The following is a 16,746-nucleotide window of genomic DNA, read 5'->3' on the forward strand; positions in this document are numbered from 1 at the left end:
TTTTCGGTGGGCTCCAACGGGATAACCACCTCCGCGGCAGCGTCACGCCGCCGCGGATCAACCCCGCCAGAAGGCGTTTCACTCACGCCCAGATCGTACCTGTTCCGTCCCGCTGCTCTTCCAGACAAAAAGAAGCCCTCGGCGTCCGGGCAGCGGACGCCGAGGGCGGTCCCGGGCATCTGCGAGGGCAGCCCGGGACGTCTGTCAGGCGTCTCGGCGGTTGATCATCACCAAGGCACCGGCGAACACGATCGCCACGAACACAGCGAAGTAGATCAGACTGCCCCACACGCCCCAGTGCCAGTTACCCGAAACGTCCTCGACGGTCAGGAATCGGTTGGCGTTCTGGAACGGCAAGAACGGCTTGACGGTACGGCCGAAGCTGCCGAACGCGCCGAGCAGACCCTCCAGCAGCAGCGACCACAGCACGATCAGCGAGATCGCGGCGGCGGACTGGCGCACCAGCACGCCGACGCCGATGGCGAGCACCACGCACAGGAAGGCGTAGATCGGGATGCCGTAGATGGCGCGCCAGTTGCCGTCGAGCACCAGTTCCGGCGCGTCGTCGCCGACGAACAGCTTGGCCACCACGAAGGCGATCAGCGCGAGCACGCCGGTCAGCACCGCCGCGTACCCACCGACCAGGCCTGTCTTGGACAGCACCACCTTCGTGCGGTTCGGCACCGCGAGGAAGCTGGCGCGGATGACGCCGAACCGGTATTCACTGGTGACCGTCAGCGCGGCCATGATCATCAGCACCATCACGCCGAAGCCGGAGACACCGGAGACCACCACGCTCGGGGTGAGCAGCGTCGGCACGTCCCCCGGCTGGGTGTTCTCGGCCTTGGTGACGAGCGCGATCAGCACGGCGAGACCGATGCCGAGGAGCACGACGATCGCCGAGCACCACCAGGGCGACCGGGTCGAGGTGAGCTTGATTCGTTCCGCAGCGAGCACGCCCATCAGAGCGCACCTCCCATCACCTGGTCGAGGCCGGCGCCGTGGTACTCCACGGCGCCGCCGGTCATCCGCATGAACGCCTCCTCGAGCGACGCCTGCTGCGGCGCCAGCTCGTAGAGCGTGACGTTGTTGGTGCCCGCCACCTTGCCGACCTCGTCGCTGGTCACCCCGGCGACGATCAGCGCGGCGTCGCCCTCTTCCCGCACGGTCATGCCGTGCGAGGTGAGCAGGCTGCGCAGCTGATCCAGCTGCGGGCTGCGGACCCGGACCGACTGCTCGGAAGCGCGGTCGATGAAGTCCTTGGTGGTGGTGTCGGCGATGAGCTGACCCCGGCCGATGACGATCAGGTGCTCGGCGGTCTGGGCCATCTCCGAGAGCAGGTGGCTCGACACCAGCACGGTGCGGCCCTCGGCGGCCAGGCGCTGCATGAAGCGGCGGATCCAGAGGATGCCCTCGGGGTCGAGGCCGTTGACCGGCTCGTCGAACAGCAGCACCTTGGGGTCGCCGAGCAGCGCGCCCGCCAGGCCGAGCCGCTGGGACATACCCAGCGAGAAGCCGCCGGCGTTCTTGCCCGCCACCTCGGACAGGCCGACCAGCCGCAGCACCTCCTCGACCCGCGACTTGGGGAGGTCGTTGGAGGCGGCCAGCCACTCCAGGTGCGCGCGCGCCGATCGGTTCGGATGCACCCACTTGGCATCCAGCAGCGCGCCGACCTGGGTCAGCGGACGCTCCAGATCCTCGTAGCGCTTGCCGTCGATCAGCGCGGTGCCCGAGGTCGGCCGGTCCAGGCCGAGGATCATCCGCATGGTCGTCGATTTACCGGCACCGTTGGGTCCGAGGAACCCCGTCACCTGTCCGGGATGGACGGTGAACGAGAGGTCCTGCACCGCGACGGTCTGGCCGAATTGCTTCGTCAGGCCCTTCAGCTCGATCATGCGCCCCAGCTTGCCGCACGAAGATGGCGAGCGCGTCGCCGTGAGGTCGCGAGTCGGGTCATCCTCGAGGATGACCCGACCCCGAGACGGGGACTACCGGGCTGGGGAGGAAGCCTGAGCCCAGAAGCGCTTGGGGATGCGGCCCGCCTCGCGGGCCAGGTAGCCGGCGCGGACGGCGGCGGCCATGGCCGAGGCCATCAGTTCCGGGTCGCGTGCCCTGGTGACGGCGGTCGCCAGGAGGACGGCCGAGCAGCCCAGTTCCATGGCGAGGGCGGCGTCGCTGGCGGTGCCGATGCCCGCGTCGAGGATGACCGGCACGCCGGCGGCGGCCACGATCATCTCGATGTTGTGCGGGTTGCCGATGCCGAGGCCGGTGCCGATGGGGGCACCGAGGGGCATCACCGCGGCGCAGCCTGCGTCTTCGAGGCGGCGGGCAAGCACCGGGTCGTCGTTGGTGTAGGGCAGGACGACGAAACCGGCGTCGACCAGCTGTTCGGCGGCGTCGAGCAGCTCGAACGGGTCGGGCAGCAGGGTGCGCTCGTCGGCGACGACCTCGAGCTTGACCCAGTTCGTCTCCAGCGCCTCACGTGCCAGCTGCGCGGTGAGCACGGCCTCGGCGGCGGTGCGGCAGCCCGCGGTATTGGGCAGCAGGGTGATGTCGAGGCGTTTCAGCAGGTCGAGCACGCCGGTGCCGCCCGCGGCGTCGACCCGGCGCATGGCGACGGTGGTGAGCTCGGTGCCGGAGGCGATCAGCGCCTCCTCGAGGACGGCCAGGTTCTCGGCGCCGCCGGTGCCCATGATCAGGCGCGAGCCGAACTCCTTGTCCGCGATCCGCAGCGGTGCCGGCTCAGCCACCCTGCACCGCCGTCAGCACCTCGATGGTCCAGCCACGGCCGACCGGCTCGTCCCAGCGCGACTTCGGGAACACCGCGCCGTCGACCGCGAGGGCAACGCCCTGACACGGCAGTTCGAGCCTGGTCAGCAATTCGCGGATGCTGAGCGGCTCGGCGAACTCGTGGTCGACACCGTTGACGGTGACGCCGATCGGGATGGTCGAGGTCATCGAACTCCTCCTGGGGACAGCCGCAGCGCCGGAAAGCGTTGCGGTGATGCGATCTCCGCGATGGCGGACGACTCGGCGTCGAGCAGTCCGGGGACGAGGGTCGCGGTGAGCGCGAGGGTGAGCATGCCGTTGCGGCCGTGGCCGGTGGCGGCGACGACCCGGTCGTCGAGCGCGCCGAGCAAGGGCAGGTTGTCGGGGGTGCCCGGCCGCGAGCCCGCGTTCGCCTCGGCCAGTTCGTATTCCGCGATGCCGGGCAGGATCGCCTCGGCGTCGGCGATCAGATCACGGACCCCGCCGACGGTCACCGCGGTGTCGAACCCGGCCTCGTATTGGGTCGCGCCGACGACGATCCCGTCCGCGCGCGGCACCAGATAGACCTGCCTGCCGTGCACCCTGGCCCGGATCACCCGGCTCGGCGCCGGTTGCACACCCGGCCGGTGCCGCAGGCGCAGGATCTCGCCCTTGACCGGGCGCACCGGCAGCCCGGGCCACAGCTCGGCGGAGTGCGCGCCCGCCGCGAGCACGACCCGGTCGTGCGGCAGGTCGGCGAGCGCGGTGACGACTTCGGTCCGGATCCGCACCCCGGCGCCCGCGCAGGCGGCGCGCAGGGCGGTCAGCACCCGGCGATTGTCGACGGCGGGTTCGGTGGTGGCCAGCAGCCCGGCGCGCACGGTGCGGGCCAGCGCCGGTTCGAGCGCCCGCACCCCGGCCCGGTCGAGGACGCGCAGGTCGTGACCGAATCCGGCGAGCCAGTCGGCGACGGTGCGCAGGTCGGCGGCATCGGCGCCGTCGAGGGCGACGGTGAGCGTCTCGTCGGCGACGAACACCGACTCACCGGTGATCGCGCGCAGCCGCTCGGCGAAGGCGGGCCAGGCGGCCAGCGCGGCGGCGCCGAAGGCCAGCACCCGGTCCTCCCCCGGCCAGCCCTCCGACAGCGGCGCGAGCATGCCGCCCGCCACGAACGACGCGCCGGAGCCGGGCGCCGGATCGAAGACGGTGACGGTCCAGCCCGCCTCGGCGGCCTGCCATGCGACAGCGAGTCCGACGGCGCCGCCGCCAACGACCGCCAGAGTCCGCATCACGTTCCACCTGTCTTTTTCCGCCTACCGAACGCCTCGGCGTTCGCGTCTCCACGGTAGCGCGACTACCGTCGACACTGTGCAGCCCTCCCATCCGAATCGTTCCGTCCCGCCCAGGGAGCGCCTGTCGAACGCGCTGCTGTATCTGTGCACCGACGCGCGCCGGGAGAAGGGCGATCTGGCCCGTTTCGTCGATGCCGCGCTAGCCGGTGGCGTCGACATCGTCCAGCTCCGCGACAAGGGGTCGCCCGGTGAGGCCGAGTTCGGCCCGCTGGAGGCCAAGGCCGAGCTCGGCGCGCTCGCCGAGATCAAGGCCGCGACCCGCAGGCACGGCGCGCTGCTCGCGGTGAACGATCGCGCCGATATCGCGCTGGCCGCAGGCGCCGACGTCCTGCATCTCGGACAGGGCGATCTCCCGCCCGCCTACGCCCGCCGCATCCTCGGCCCCGACGTCGTCATCGGCCGGTCGAGCCACAGTCGCGCCCAGGCGGGCCTGGCGGCCATCGACGGCCATCTCGACTACTTCTGCACCGGCCCGATCTGGACGACCCCGACCAAGCCGGGCCGCCAGGCGGCGGGCATCGACCTGGTGCGCTCCACCGCCGACGGGCACCCGACGATGCCGTGGTTCGCGATCGGCGGCATCGACACCGAACGCCTGCCCGAGGTGCTCGCCGCCGGTGCGCGCCGGATCGTCGTGGTCCGCGCGATCACCGCGGCCGCCGATCCCGAAGCCGCGGCGCGCGAGCTCAAGCAGGCGCTGGTCGCCGCGTCGGGATAACGAATTCAGGTCAGCAGCGCGGTGAGCGCCTCGGCCAGTTCGTCGGTCGGCTCCGGGCCGATGGTCACCTCGTCGCCGGGTCCGTCGGCCTGCGCGTGCAACCAGAAGAACCCGCGATCGGCGAGTTCGACGGTCCGGGGCAGGTCGACGACGGGCTCGGCGGCGAACCGCAGACGCAGCGGCACCGCGCGCAGCTCCACCCACGCCGCGGCGAAACCCGGGTGCAGCGGGAGGTCGTCGACCTCGTCCTCGGCCACCCAGACCAGCTCGGAGCTCTCCTTGTTGGCGACGGTGGGCAGCGGGAACTCGGCGTCGGCCAGCACCGTGGTGTAGGTCCAGCCGCTCGGCGCGGTCATCGTCAGCCGTTCGGCGCGCACGCGCAGCGCGTCGGCGGTGATGCCCGCTTCCTCCCAGGCCTCCCGGACCGCGGCGTGTTCGGCGCTCTCGTGGGAATCGCGCGCGCCGCCCGGGATCGCCCAGGTACCGCCCTGATGACTCCACGGCGCCCGGTGCTGTAGCAGCACCGCCGACCCACCCCGGGGCAGCGGCGCGCGCAGCAACAAACCCGCCGCGCCGTACTTGCCCCAGTGCCGAACTCCGCCCGGACTGTTCGACCAGCCGTCTCCGTCACCGCGCATCCAATACTCTTTCCTCCGTAGCAGCCGAGCAGCAACCGCTTCGGGGGTGTCTGAGGGGCTGCGCCACCGGTAGGACCACAATAAACTCCGCACCACGAGGGGTGCGCGGACAGCACGGGGAGGTGAACGATGGTCGAACCCGGGAATCGCGATGCCTCGACCGAGGTCGCGGCCGTTCGTTCCGGCCCGTCGTCGCAGGCCACGCAGGGTGCGCAGGGCTCGGTGGCGGCCGCGGCCGAGCCGGTGACGGGCCGCCGCGCCGCGTTGCGGAAACCGGCGATCGTCGTCGACCGGCCGCCCGCGCCGGATGTGAAGGCGCTGCGTGCGCAGTTCCACCCCGCCCGGATGCGCGGCTTCGTGCAGTCCTCACCGGGCCGGCTGGTGGCTGCCGGCCTGGTGCTGATGGTGCTCTGCGTCACGGCCGGCGCGGTGACTTCGACGACCGTCAGCGACCGCCAGCAAGCTCTCGGCGTCCTGCTCGACGACACCGAACCCGACGCCCACTCGGCCAATCACCTCTACACCTCGCTCTCCATCGCCGACGCCGCGGCGGGCACCGCGTTCATCGCGGGCGGGCTGGAGCCGAAGGCCGTGCGCGACCGCTACACCCAGGCCATCGGCGAGGCCGCCGCCGAACTGGTGACCCAGGCCGGGCACATCTCCGTCGAGGAGGCCGCCGACCCGTCGGGCACCGATCGCAAACTCCGCACCGGCATCGCGACCGGGCTGCCGGTCTACACCGGCCTGATCGAGACCGCGCGCGCCAACAACCGCAACGGCTACCCGGTCGGCGCCGCCTACCTCAGCGAGGCGTCGCACCAGATGCAGACGACGCTGCTGCCGATGGCCGAGGAGCTGGAGAACCACCGGCTCGACGCGGTCACCGCCGCCCAGCACCGGCACGTGCTGCCGCCGTGGCCCGCGATCGTCCTGCTGATGGCGACCCTCGGCGCCCTGCTCTGGGTCCAGGTGGAGCTGGCCAAGCGCTCGCGCCGGGTGTTCAACATGGGTCTGCTGATCGGCACCGGCGCGCTCGCGCTGACGCTGGTGTGGACGGTGGCCGCCGGCTCGGTGTCGGCGGTGTCGATGATGCGCTGCCGCGACCAGGGCGCGGTGCCCGCCGCCCGGCTGGCCGAGAGCCGCATCCTGGTGCAGCAGGCCAGGTCGGCGGAGATGGTCAAGCTGGTCCGCCGCGACGCCACCGGCGACTACGACCGCATCTTCGACACCAACACCACCCGGCTCACCGAACTGCTCGCCGGCTACCCCCAGGACGCGCCGGCGCGCACCGAGGTCGCCGACGCCCGCGCCGCGCTCGCGCGCTGGCAGTCCGCGCATCAACGGATGAACGACACTCTCGCGCGCGGCGATTTCACCGGCGCCGCCGCGGTCGCCACCGGACCGAGCGCCGCGGACGCGGCCGCCCAGGTCGACGCGATCGACCGCGCCCTGGACAAGGCCGCCGCGGCGACCAGGGACACCTTGCGCGACAAGGTCTCCCAGGCCATCGACGTGCTGGCCTTCCTCGCCCCCGGCGCGTTCGTCCTCGGCATCGTCGCGGCGGTCTGCGTCGCGCTCGGGCTCTGGCCCCGGCTGCGGGAGTACCGGTGAGCCGCGGGCGGATCGCCGCGGCGCTGCTGCTCACGGCGGCGGCGCTGCTCGGCGGCTGCGCCGACAGCACCCCGGCACCGGACGACAACAGCGTCTACTCCGAACCGCCCCTGCCCGCCAAGGCGATCCCGATCGGCACCGACACCCCGGTGCCCGCCCGCGGCGGCGAGCAGTGCGGCGACCCGACGGCCAGCCTGCGCCCCAGCACCTCGCGCGGCCCGACGATCGACGCCATCCGCGCCCGCGGCAGGCTGATCGTCGGCCTCGACGCCGGCAGCAACCTGTTCAGCTTCCGCGACCCGCTGACCGGCCGGATCGTCGGCTTCGACGCCGACATCGCCCGCGAGATCGCGCGTGACCTGCTCGGCAACCCCGATCTGATCGAATACCGCAGCCTCGCTTCGGAAGAGCGCGAACGGGCGCTGCAGGACCACACCGTCGACCTGATCGCCAAGACGATGACGATCACCTGCGAGCGCCGCCAGCGGGTGGCGTTCTCCACCGTGTACCTGCGCGCCGACCAGCGCGTGCTCGCGGTGAAGAACTCCGGCATCAACAGCCTGGCCGACCTGGCGGGCAAGCGGGTGTGCGTGGTGCGCGGCACCACCTCGCTCGACCACATCCGCCGCGATCAGCCCGCCGCCACCATCCTGACGGTGCCGACCTGGGCGGACTGCCTGGTGGTGCTGCAACAGCGCCAGGTCGACGCGGTGAGCACCGACGACGCGATCCTGGCCGGCCTGGCCGCGCAGGACCCCTACACCGAGGTCGTCGGCGAGAGCATCAGCGCCGAGCCCTACGGCATCGGCATCCCGAAGGGCGACGACGACCTGGTCCGCTTCGTCAACGCCACCCTGGAGCGCATCCGCAACGACGGCACCTGGACGCGCATCCACCGCCGCTGGCTCGCCTCCCTCGGCGAGACGCCGAGCCCGCCCGCTCCGACGTACCAGGACTGATCGACGATGACCACACCGACGAACGGTGAACCGGCGCAAGAGGATCCGGCGCGGCAGGAACCGACCCAGCTGACCCACCGGCCCGAAGGCGAGCTGCCCGGCGGCTGGACGCTGCCGCCCGCGCCGGCCGACGACGAGACCATGCCGCTGCCGATCCAGGCGCCGCACGCGCCCACCGAGATCGCCGTCAGGCCCGCCGCACCGGACCAGCCGGCGGCCACCCAGCGCGCGGACGCCACCCAGCGCGCCGGCGCCGCGCACGCGGTGACCGAACCGCCCGGCACCCAGGCCACCCCGCCCCGATCCGGTTCCGGCGACGCCGCCTGGCCCTCCGGCGCGCAGACCGGGCCGAGCACGTCCAGGTCCGGGCGCAGTGTGCGCACCGCCAGGTCGCGCCCCACCCGCAGGCTCGGCGCCGGCCTGGTGCCGATCCCCACCGTCACCCCGGCCGACCCGCGCGAGGCGGTGCTGGCCGATCCGGTGGTCTCGGAGGGCAGGCGGTTCTGCTGGCGCTGCGGCGACCCGGTCGGCCGCTCGACCGCGACGCACGCCGGGACCTCGGCCGGGCAGTGCGCCACCTGCGGCGCCGCCTACGATTTCCGGCCGTCGCTGCACGAGGGCGACATGGTCGCCGGGCAGTACGAGATCCAGGGCTGTATCGCCCACGGTGGGCTCGGCTGGATCTACCTGGCCATCGACCGCAATGTCAGCGACCGGTGGGTGGTGCTCAAGGGCCTGCTGCACGCCGGTGACGCCGAGGCGCAGGCCGTCGCGGTGGCCGAGCGCCAGTTCCTGGCCGAGGTGGCGCATCCGAGCATCGTCAAGATCCACAACTTCGTCGAGCACACCGCGGCCGACGGATCGAGCACCGGCTACATCGTCATGGAGTACGTCGGCGGGCACTCGCTGCGCGACATCCTCGACGCCAAGCCCGTCGGCGAGCGGATGCCGCTGGCCGAGGCCATCGCCTACGTGCTGGAGATCCTGCCCGCGCTGGACCACCTGCACTCGATCGGCCTGACCTACAACGACCTCAAGCCCGACAACGTGATGATCACCGAGGACCAGGTGAAGCTGATCGACCTTGGCGCGGTCGCCACCATCGAGGCCTACGGAAATCTCTACGGCACCAAGGGCTTCCAGGCGCCCGAGATCGCCAGGACCGGTCCGACCCCGGCCTCCGACGTGCACACGGTCGGCCGGACCCTGGCCGCGCTCACTCTGGCGCTGCCCACCGAGCACGGCCGCTACCTGGACGGCATCCCCGACCCCGCCGACGAGCCGCTGCTGGCCCGCTACGAGTTCTTCCACCGGTTCCTGCTCACCGCCACCGACCCCGATCCGGCCCGGCGGTTTCCGTCGGCGCGGGCGATGTCGGCCCAGCTGGCGGGGGTGCTGCGGGAGATCCTCGCCTACGACACCGGCGCCGAGCATCCTCAGCTGTCCACCGTGTTCAGTCCCCAGCGCACCAGCTTCGGCACCGAGGAACTGATCAGCCAGACCGACTCCTACCTCGACGGCGTCGGCCGCTCGCCGCTGCTCGACTCCGGTGATGTGGTGGCCGCGCTGCCGATTCCGCTGATCGACCCGGCCGATCCGTCGGCTCCGCTGCTGGCCGCGACCGCGAACCTGGACCCTGAGCGGGTGCTGGAGGCCCTGCACGAGGCCCGCGAACGCGCCGAGGCCGACCCGGACAACGCGCCGGAGACCCTGGCGGGCGAACTGGTCTTCGCCGAGGCGCGGGCCCGCCTCGAACTCGGCGAATCGGCCGCGGTACTGCACCTGCTCGACCGTGTCTCCGGCGAATCCGATTGGCGCGCCGACTGGTTCACCGGTCAGGCGCACCTGCTCGAACTCGACTACGAGGCCGCCTTCGCCGCCTTCGAGGCAGTGCTGCGGGTGCTGCCCGGCGAGATCGCGCCCAAGCTGGCCCTGGCCGCCACCGCGGAACTGATTCTGCAGCACTGGGATTCCGACGCGCCCGAACAGTGGCGAGCCTTCGCCGAGCGCTACTACGACACCGTGTGGCGCACCGACCGCGCCGTCGTGAGCGCCGCCTTCGGCCTGGCCAGGCAGCTGGCGGTGGCGGGCCGGGTCGGCGAGGCGGTGCACGCCCTCGACGACGTCCCCGCGGCCTCGCGGCACTTCACCACGGCCCAGACCACCGCGATCCTGTTGCTGCTCACCAGCGCTCCCGTCGACCGGCTCGACGAGCAGGTGCTGCGCCTGGCCGCCTCGCGCGCCCAGTCCATCCCGCCCGGCGAACACCGATCCACCCTCATGCGCACCCTGGTGCAGGGCACGGCACTGGCCTGGCTACAGGCCGGGAACACCCCGAAGCGCAAGGACGCCAAGCTGTTCGGCCGCCCCTTCGACGAACGCGATCTGCGCGACGGCACCGAGACCGGCCTGCGCGCGCTGGCCCGCAACGCGCCCGATCGCGTGCACCGCTACGCCCTGGTCGACCTGGCCAACTCGCTGCGCGCGAAGTCCTGGTTCTAGGCGGACCCGCCGACCAGCGCGTGCGCGGCCCTGGCGATGGCAAGTTCCTCGTTGGTCGGCACCACCAGCACGTGCACCGGCGCGAACTCCGGCGAGATGTGCCGGACGCCGTGGGTTCTGGTCGCGTTGCGGACCGGGTCGACCTCGATGCCGAGGTTCGCCAGGCCGGCGAGGGCGTCCGCGCGCACCGACGCGCTGTTCTCCCCCACACCCGCGGTGAAGACGATGGCGTCGACGCCGCCGAGTTCCACCAGGTAGGCGCCGAGGTAGCGGCGCAGGCGGTGGATGTAGACGTCGTAGGCCAGTTTCGCGGCGACGTCGCCGTTGTCGATGAGCTGCTGTAGCTCGCGGAAGTCGTTCACCCCGGACAGGCCCTTGATGCCGGAGTTGCGGTTGAGCAGCTGCTCGACCGCGGGCAGATCCAGCCCGGCGACATTCATCAGGTGCGGCATGATCCCGGGGTCGAGATCACCGGGCCTGGTGCCCATCACCAGGCCCTCCAGCGGGGTCATACCCATGGTGGTGTCGATCGCGACGCCCCCGGCCACAGCCGAGGCCGACGCCCCGTTACCGAGGTGGAAGACGATCTGGTTCAGCTCCTCGACCGGCCTGCCCAGGTATTCGGCGGCCTTCGCCGACACGTACTGGTGCGAGGTGCCGTGGAAGCCGTACTTGCGGACACCGTGCGCGGCAGCCAGTTTCGCGTCGATCGCGTAGGTCTTGGCCGCCTCCGGCAGGGTGTGGAAGAAGGCGGTGTCGAACACCGCGACCTCCGGGATGCCGGGCAGCAGTTCCCTGGTCGACTCGATGCCGACCACATTGGCCGGGTTGTGCAGCGGCGCGAGGACCGACAGCTCGTCGATGGTGCGCAGCACCTCGTCGGTGATCAGCGTCGGCTGCCAGAACACCTCGCCGCCGTGCACCACCCGGTGCCCGACCGCGCCGATGCCGATCGTGGCCAGGTCGATGCCGGTCTCCTGGAACATCTCGAACGCCCGGCGCAGACCGGCCCGGTGATCGGCGATGACGCCCTCGTGCACCAGCTTGCGGTCACCGCACTCGTGCACGATCCGGCCGCCGTGCGACTCACCGATCTTCTCGACCAGCCCGGAGGCCAGCACTTCGGCCGAGCCCGCGTGCAGCAGTTGGTATTTGATCGAGGAGGAGCCGCAGTTCAGCACCAATACCAGGTCGCTCACGCGTCTTCTCCCTGCGCCTGGATGGCGGTGATCGCCACGGTGTTCACGATGTCGGCGACGAGCGCGCCGCGCGAGAGGTCGTTGACCGGCTTGCGCAGACCCTGCAGCACAGGGCCGATCGCGACCGCGCCCGCGCTGCGCTGCACGGCCTTGTAGGTGTTGTTACCGGTATTGAGGTCGGGGAAGACGAAAACCGTTGCCCGCCCGGCCACCTCGGAATCGGGGAGCTTGGTGCTGGCCACCGTCGGCTCGATCGCCGCGTCGTACTGGATCGGACCCTCCACCGGCAGTTCCGGTGCGCGTTCCCGCACGAGCTCGGTGGCGACCCGGACCTTGTCGACATCGGCGCCGGACCCCGAGGACCCGGTCGAGTACGACAGCATCGCCACCCGCGGGTCGATTCCGAACCGGGCCGCGGTGCCCGCCGAGGAGATCGCGATATCGGAGAGCTGTTCCGAGGTCGGATCGGGCACCACGGCGCAGTCACCGTAGGCGAGAACGCGATCGGCCAGGCACATCAGGAACACACTCGACACGGTGGCCACGCCGGGCACCGTCTTGATGATCTCGAAGGACGGCCGGATGGTGTGCGCGGTGGTGTGCGCGGCGCCGGAGACCATGCCGTCGGCGATCCCCTTGTAGACCATCATTGTGCCGAAATACGAGATGTCGGCCATGGTTTCGCGGGCGCGCTCGAGCGTCATGCCCTTGTGCTTGCGCAATTCGGTGTATTCAGCGGCGAATTCGTCGAGGTAGCCGGAGGTACGCGGGTCGAGCACCTGCGCGGCGGCGATGTCGACGCCGAGTTCGGCGGCGCGGGCGCGCACCGCGGTCTCGTCGCCGAGGATGGTGAGGTCGGCGATCTTGCGCTGCAGGACCCGGCCCGCGGCGCGCAGGATGCGGTCGTCGTCGCCCTCGGGCAGCACGATCCGCTTGCGATCGGCCCTGGCCCGCTCGATCAGCCGGTATTCGAACATCTGCGGGGTGACCACGTTCGACGGCGGTACCTGGATGCGCCGCAACAGTTCCGGCGCGTCGACGCGCTCTTCCATCAGCGCCAGCGCCGTGTCCACCTTGAGCGGGCTGCCCGCCCACATCCGGCCGCGGGTGCGGTGCACCGCGCTGGCGGTGTCGTAGGTGCCGAGTTCGGTGGTGAGGATCGGCAGTTTGGGGTGCAGGCCCTCCATCAGGCGCGCGATGGCCGGATGCGGGCGGATGCCGCCGTTCATGATGACCCCGGCCAGCGACGGAAAGCCCGCCGCCTCATGGGCGTTCACCACGCTGAGCAGAACATCGGAGCGGTCGCCCGGGGCGATCACGACCACTCCGTCGGATAGTCGTTCCAGGATGTGCTCGGCGGTCATGCCGCCGACCATGATCCGCAGCGCCTCGCGCTGGAGCAGTTCCGGGTCGCCACTGTAGATCTCGCCGTCGATGGCGCCGCACAGCTCGCCCATGGTCGGCGCCATCAGCAGCGGCACCTCCGGCAGCGTCCAGGACGGCACCTCGAAACCGGCCAGGGCGCTGCCGATCTCGTCGATCTCGTCCGGCGCGCAGCGGTTGGCGACGACGGCGACCAGCTGGGCGTGCTCGGCGGCCAGCTCGGTCGAACACAATTCGACCAGCTGCTTGACCTCGGCGGGCGTGCGGTCGGCGCCGCGCACCACCAGCAACACCGGCGCGCCCAGGTTCACCGCGATGCGGGCGTTGTAGCGCAGCTCGCTCGGGCTGGCGACATCGGTGTAGTCGCTGCCGACGATCACCACCGCGTCGCAGGCCTTGGCGACGTCGTGGAACCGCATCACGATCTCGCTGATCGCGGCGTCGGGGTCGCGGTGCACGTCCTCGTAGGTGACGCCGATGGCCTGCTCGTAGCCGATATCGGCGGTGCTGTGCTCGAGCAGCAGCTCGAGGATGTAGTCGGGCTCGGCGGTCGAGCGGGTGATCGGGCGGAACACCCCGACGCGCGCGGCGGTCGCGCACACCATCTGGAGCACGCCGAGCGCCACGGTGGATTTTCCGGTGTCACCCTCGGGTGAAGCGATGTACACGGTGGACGTGGCATGTTCGACCATGGTCGCGAGCTTAGTTAATCGATGGCGATTCGGGGGTTCGGTGTGGCGCGATCGGCCGCGTTATAGTCCGGCCCATGACATCGCAGTTCCCGGATCGGCAGTGGGGTTCGCGCACCAATCTCCTGTCCCGCGCCGCCAATCGTTTCGCCGCGACGAAGCCGGGTTCCTGGCTGATCCGCACCGTGACCCCGCTGGATCGGGCCCTGCTCGAGCGGACCGACGCCAAGTACACCGTGCTCGGCCCGATCGGCGCCCCGGTGATCCTGCTGACCACCACCGGCCGCAAGTCCGGTGCGCAGCGCACCCAGCCGCTGCTCTACGTGCACGACGGCGACACCCTCTACGTGGTCGGCTCCAACTTCGGCCAGGAGCACCACCCGGCCTGGACGGGGAACCTGCTGGCGAACCCGGCGGCCACCGTAGCCATCGCGGGCGAGCGCATCCCCGTCGTCGCCACCCCGGTCCCCGACGCGGAAAAGGAAGCCCTCTTCGCCCGCTTCATCGAGATCACCGGCGCCTACGCCGCCTACCGCGACCGAACCACCCGCAACCTGCGCATGTTCGCCCTGCGCCGGGCATAGCCCGAGCCGCCGCGGCGTTCTTGCCTTGACGCCGACGGCAAGGTCTACCTTGACGGCCACGGTCATCGAGGAGGTCGCATGCTGATCGGCGAACTGGCGGAACGCACCGGTTCCAGCGCTCGCGCGCTGCGCTACTACGAGCAGCACGGGCTGGTCGAACCGCGCCGCGACAGCAACGGCTACCGGATCTACGACGAGGTCGAACTGCGCGTCGTCCACAAGATCCACGCGCTGCGCACCGTCGGCTTCGAACTGGCCGACATGCACCCGTTCGTCGCCTGCCTGCGGGCCGGCGACGGCTCGGGCGACGGCTGCCCCGATTCCGTCGAGGAGTTGCGCCGCAAACTCGACGAGGTCGACGCGGCCACCCGGCGCCTCGCGACCATCCGTGGGCAGCTGGCCGCCCAGCTCGCCGACGCTCTCGCCGCCGAGCCGGGCGAGCCCGCCTGCGGCCTCCACCGATCGGTCGTCCGGTGAAGTTCGCGATCAGCTACAACACCCCGCTCTACGGCACCGACCCCGATCGGCTCGTCGCCTTCGCCCAGCACGCCGAACGGTGCGGGTTCGACGGGCTCTACCTGCCCGACCACATCGCGCTGCATCCCGGCGCGACCGTCGGCGCGATCGAACTGGATCCGACGCTGGCGTTCGTCGACCCGCTCGACACGCTGAGTTTCGTCGCCGCGTCGACGAGCCGACTGCTGCTCGGCACCGGCGTGCTGCTGCTGCCGTACCGGCATCCGGTGGTGCTGGCCAAACGGCTGGCCACCATCGACCAGCTCTCGCGCGGCCGGATGCGTCTGCTCACCGTCGGGCTCGGCGCGCTGCCCGCCGAGGCGGCGGCCGTCGGGGTGGACTATCGCAGTCGCGGCAGGCGGGCCGACGAGGCTATCCAGGTATTGCGGGCGCTGTGGTCCGGCGGCGGCGACGGCGCCGAATTCCACGGCGAGTTCTTCGATTTCGCCGAGCTGACCAGCTATCCCAAGCCCTACGGCACCGCCCGGCTGCCGATCCACGTCGGCGGTTCCAGCCGGGCCGCCGCGCGCCGGGCGGGACTGCACGGCGACGGCTGGTTCCCCGGCGGCATGCTCGCCCCGCTGGAGCGGGATGAGCAATGGAAGCTGGTGCGCGACACCGCGATCGAAGCCGGGCGCGACCCGGCGGCGCTCGACTACACCCGCTGGGGCTCGATCGACATGCCGCCCGAACGCGTGGAAGGCCTTGCCTCCCAGGGTGTCACGCGGATCGTCGTCGGTGCGACGGCGAGCGAACCCGCCCGGCAGTTCGACGAGATGTCGGAACTGGCCGAGCGGTTCGCGCTCGCGGTCAGCCCAGGGCGCGCAGGCGCGGGGCCAGGTCGCGCTTGAAGAGGTCGAGGAAGCGCAGCTGGTCGTGGCCGGGGGCGTGGAAGACCAGGTGGTTGAGGCCCGCGTCCAGGTAGGGCTTGATCTGGGCGACGGCCTCGTCGGGATCGCTGGCCACGATCCAGCGCTTGGCGACCTGCTCGATCGGCAGCGCGTCGGCGGCGGCCTCCATCTCGATCGGGTCGGTGATGTCGTGCTTCTGCTCGGCGCTCAGCGACAGCGGGGCCCAGAAGCGCGTGTTCTGCAGCGCCAGTTCGGGATCGGTGTCGTAGGAGATCTTGATCTCGATCATCTTGTCGATACCGGCGAGGTCGCGCTCGGCCTTGGCCGCGCCCTCGGCGACGGCGGGCAGCAGCTTCTCGGTGTAGAGGTCCATGCCCTTGCCCGAGGTGCAGATGAAACCGTCGCCCGCGCGACCGGCGTAGCGGGCCACGACCGGGCCGCCCGCGGCGATGTAGACGGGGATGCCGCCCTTGGGCACGTCGTAGATGGAGGCGCCGACGGTGTGGTAGTACTCGCCGTCGAAATCGGTGCGCTCGCCGGTCCACAGCGCGCGCATCAGCGACACCGATTCACGCAGGCGGGCGAACCGCTCCTTGAAATCGGGCCATTCGCCCTTGTAGCCGGTGGCGATCTCGTTGAGCGCCTCACCGGTGCCGACACCGAGCATGACCCGGCCCGGGTACAGGCAGCCGAAGGTGGCGAAGGCCTGGGCGATCACCGCCGGGTTGTAGCGGAAGGTGGGGGTGAGCACGGAGGTGCCGAGCATGATGCGCTCGGTGCGCTCACCGGTAGCGGCCAGCCAGGCCAGCGAGAACGGCGCGTGCCCGCCGTTGTGCCGCCACGGCTGGAAGTGATCACTGACGGTCGCGCTGTCGAGACCGTGTTCCTCGGCGGCCACCGCCAGCTCGACGAGCTCACGCGGCCCGAACTGCTCTGCCGATGCCTTGTATCCGAGCTTGAGATCAACCATCTCAGCCACTCCTGTCGTTCGCTTCG

The 16,746-nt window shown here is 71.2% G+C and carries 16 protein-coding genes; 7 read left to right on the forward strand and 9 right to left on the reverse strand.

The annotated features are described in order from the left end of the window. Positions 1 to 204: 204 nt before the first annotated feature. From AB0L91_RS10025 to thiO, 5 genes are all read right to left on the reverse strand, one after another. The gene (locus AB0L91_RS10025; protein ID WP_357342289.1) at positions 205 to 963 is read right to left on the reverse strand and encodes an ABC transporter permease; all 759 of its coding nucleotides are present in this window, start codon (positions 961 to 963) and stop codon (positions 205 to 207) included. Then, on the reverse strand, positions 963 to 1,895 hold the full coding sequence (locus AB0L91_RS10030; protein WP_355274513.1) for an ABC transporter ATP-binding protein: 933 nt from the start codon (positions 1,893 to 1,895) through the stop codon (positions 963 to 965). The genes AB0L91_RS10025 and AB0L91_RS10030 overlap by 1 nt, the downstream gene beginning before the upstream one ends. A 93-nt stretch (positions 1,896 to 1,988) precedes the next feature. Continuing rightward, complete coding sequence (locus AB0L91_RS10035; protein ID WP_365008768.1) at positions 1,989 to 2,750, reverse strand: thiazole synthase; 762 nt, start codon at positions 2,748 to 2,750, stop codon at positions 1,989 to 1,991. Further along, positions 2,743 to 2,958 (reverse strand): sulfur carrier protein ThiS, encoded by a 216-nt coding sequence (thiS, locus tag AB0L91_RS10040; RefSeq protein ID WP_189025092.1) that lies wholly within the window; start codon positions 2,956 to 2,958, stop codon positions 2,743 to 2,745. Before thiS ends, AB0L91_RS10035 begins: the two co-directional genes overlap by 8 nt. Further along, a complete protein-coding gene (thiO, locus tag AB0L91_RS10045; RefSeq protein WP_365008770.1) occupies positions 2,955 to 4,037 on the reverse strand; it encodes a glycine oxidase ThiO in 1,083 nt (360 codons plus the stop codon). Before thiO ends, thiS begins: the two co-directional genes overlap by 4 nt. 79 nt (positions 4,038 to 4,116) lie before the next feature. Here thiO and thiE point away from each other — a divergent pair, with 79 nt between their 5' ends. After that, entirely contained in the window at positions 4,117 to 4,818 is a 702-nt protein-coding gene (thiE, locus tag AB0L91_RS10050) for a thiamine phosphate synthase (protein ID WP_355274522.1), read from the forward strand. Positions 4,819 to 4,823: 5 nt separating this feature from the next. Here thiE and AB0L91_RS10055 read toward each other — a convergent pair whose 3' ends face one another. Then, a complete protein-coding gene (locus AB0L91_RS10055; protein WP_365008773.1) occupies positions 4,824 to 5,456 on the reverse strand; it encodes an NUDIX hydrolase in 633 nt (210 codons plus the stop codon). Positions 5,457 to 5,585: 129 nt separating this feature from the next. Here AB0L91_RS10055 and AB0L91_RS10060 point away from each other — a divergent pair, with 129 nt between their 5' ends. The 3 genes from AB0L91_RS10060 to AB0L91_RS10070 are packed head-to-tail and all read left to right on the forward strand — an operon-like array spanning position 5,586 to position 10,528. Further along, the gene (locus AB0L91_RS10060) at positions 5,586 to 7,067 is read left to right on the forward strand and encodes a hypothetical protein (protein ID WP_355274528.1); all 1,482 of its coding nucleotides are present in this window, start codon (positions 5,586 to 5,588) and stop codon (positions 7,065 to 7,067) included. Further along, positions 7,064 to 8,026: a glutamate ABC transporter substrate-binding protein gene (locus tag AB0L91_RS10065; protein ID WP_355274530.1), complete on the forward strand. Its 963-nt coding sequence runs from the start codon at positions 7,064 to 7,066 to the stop codon at positions 8,024 to 8,026. The genes AB0L91_RS10060 and AB0L91_RS10065 overlap by 4 nt, the downstream gene beginning before the upstream one ends. Before the next feature lie 6 nt (positions 8,027 to 8,032). After that, positions 8,033 to 10,528, forward strand: a complete 2,496-nt coding sequence (locus tag AB0L91_RS10070; RefSeq protein WP_365008775.1) for a tetratricopeptide repeat protein — start codon at positions 8,033 to 8,035, stop codon at positions 10,526 to 10,528. Here the strand turns inward: AB0L91_RS10070 and AB0L91_RS10075 are convergent. Both AB0L91_RS10075 and pta read right to left on the reverse strand, forming a co-directional pair. Next, a complete protein-coding gene (locus AB0L91_RS10075; RefSeq protein WP_365008777.1) occupies positions 10,525 to 11,727 on the reverse strand; it encodes an acetate kinase in 1,203 nt (400 codons plus the stop codon). The two genes, AB0L91_RS10070 and AB0L91_RS10075, sit on opposite strands and share 4 nt — an antisense overlap. Continuing rightward, positions 11,724 to 13,802 (reverse strand): phosphate acetyltransferase, encoded by a 2,079-nt coding sequence (gene pta, locus AB0L91_RS10080; protein ID WP_357342278.1) that lies wholly within the window; start codon positions 13,800 to 13,802, stop codon positions 11,724 to 11,726. Before pta ends, AB0L91_RS10075 begins: the two co-directional genes overlap by 4 nt. 74 nt (positions 13,803 to 13,876) lie before the next feature. On the opposite strand from pta, the gene AB0L91_RS10085 reads away from it, so the two are divergent. From AB0L91_RS10085 to AB0L91_RS10095, 3 genes are all read left to right on the forward strand, one after another. Continuing rightward, positions 13,877 to 14,383: a nitroreductase/quinone reductase family protein gene (locus tag AB0L91_RS10085; RefSeq protein ID WP_357342276.1), complete on the forward strand. Its 507-nt coding sequence runs from the start codon at positions 13,877 to 13,879 to the stop codon at positions 14,381 to 14,383. 78 nt (positions 14,384 to 14,461) lie between these two features. Continuing rightward, complete coding sequence (locus AB0L91_RS10090; protein ID WP_365008780.1) at positions 14,462 to 14,860, forward strand: MerR family transcriptional regulator; 399 nt, start codon at positions 14,462 to 14,464, stop codon at positions 14,858 to 14,860. Then, complete coding sequence (locus AB0L91_RS10095) at positions 14,857 to 15,750, forward strand: TIGR03619 family F420-dependent LLM class oxidoreductase (RefSeq protein ID WP_365008782.1); 894 nt, start codon at positions 14,857 to 14,859, stop codon at positions 15,748 to 15,750. Before AB0L91_RS10090 ends, AB0L91_RS10095 begins: the two co-directional genes overlap by 4 nt. Here AB0L91_RS10095 and fgd read toward each other — a convergent pair. Next, positions 15,710 to 16,720, reverse strand: a complete 1,011-nt coding sequence (fgd, locus tag AB0L91_RS10100) for a glucose-6-phosphate dehydrogenase (coenzyme-F420) (RefSeq protein WP_355274550.1) — start codon at positions 16,718 to 16,720, stop codon at positions 15,710 to 15,712. The genes AB0L91_RS10095 and fgd overlap by 41 nt on opposite strands. Between the last annotated feature and the right edge of the window lie 26 nt (positions 16,721 to 16,746).

The organism is Nocardia sp. NPDC051833, assembly GCF_040681225.1.
GTDB lineage: Bacteria > Actinomycetota > Actinomycetes > Mycobacteriales > Mycobacteriaceae > Nocardia.

Excerpts from the sequence above, each read along its gene's own strand:
- AB0L91_RS10090 (WP_365008780.1), top strand. The coding sequence starts at position 14,462 with ATGCTGATCGGCGAACTGGCGGAACGCACCGGTTCCAGCGCTCGCGCG.
- AB0L91_RS10055 (WP_365008773.1), bottom strand. The coding sequence starts at position 5,456 with ATGCGCGGTGACGGAGACGGCTGGTCGAACAGTCCGGGCGGAGTTCGG.
- AB0L91_RS10070 (WP_365008775.1), top strand. The coding sequence starts at position 8,033 with ATGACCACACCGACGAACGGTGAACCGGCGCAAGAGGATCCGGCGCGG.
- AB0L91_RS10085 (WP_357342276.1), top strand. The coding sequence starts at position 13,877 with ATGACATCGCAGTTCCCGGATCGGCAGTGGGGTTCGCGCACCAATCTC.
- fgd (WP_355274550.1), bottom strand. The coding sequence starts at position 16,720 with ATGGTTGATCTCAAGCTCGGATACAAGGCATCGGCAGAGCAGTTCGGG.
- AB0L91_RS10060 (WP_355274528.1), top strand. The coding sequence starts at position 5,586 with ATGGTCGAACCCGGGAATCGCGATGCCTCGACCGAGGTCGCGGCCGTT.
- pta (WP_357342278.1), bottom strand. The coding sequence starts at position 13,802 with ATGGTCGAACATGCCACGTCCACCGTGTACATCGCTTCACCCGAGGGT.
- thiO (WP_365008770.1), bottom strand. The coding sequence starts at position 4,037 with ATGCGGACTCTGGCGGTCGTTGGCGGCGGCGCCGTCGGACTCGCTGTC.
- AB0L91_RS10030 (WP_355274513.1), bottom strand. The coding sequence starts at position 1,895 with ATGATCGAGCTGAAGGGCCTGACGAAGCAATTCGGCCAGACCGTCGCG.
- thiS (WP_189025092.1), bottom strand. The coding sequence starts at position 2,958 with ATGACCTCGACCATCCCGATCGGCGTCACCGTCAACGGTGTCGACCAC.
- AB0L91_RS10025 (WP_357342289.1), bottom strand. The coding sequence starts at position 963 with ATGGGCGTGCTCGCTGCGGAACGAATCAAGCTCACCTCGACCCGGTCG.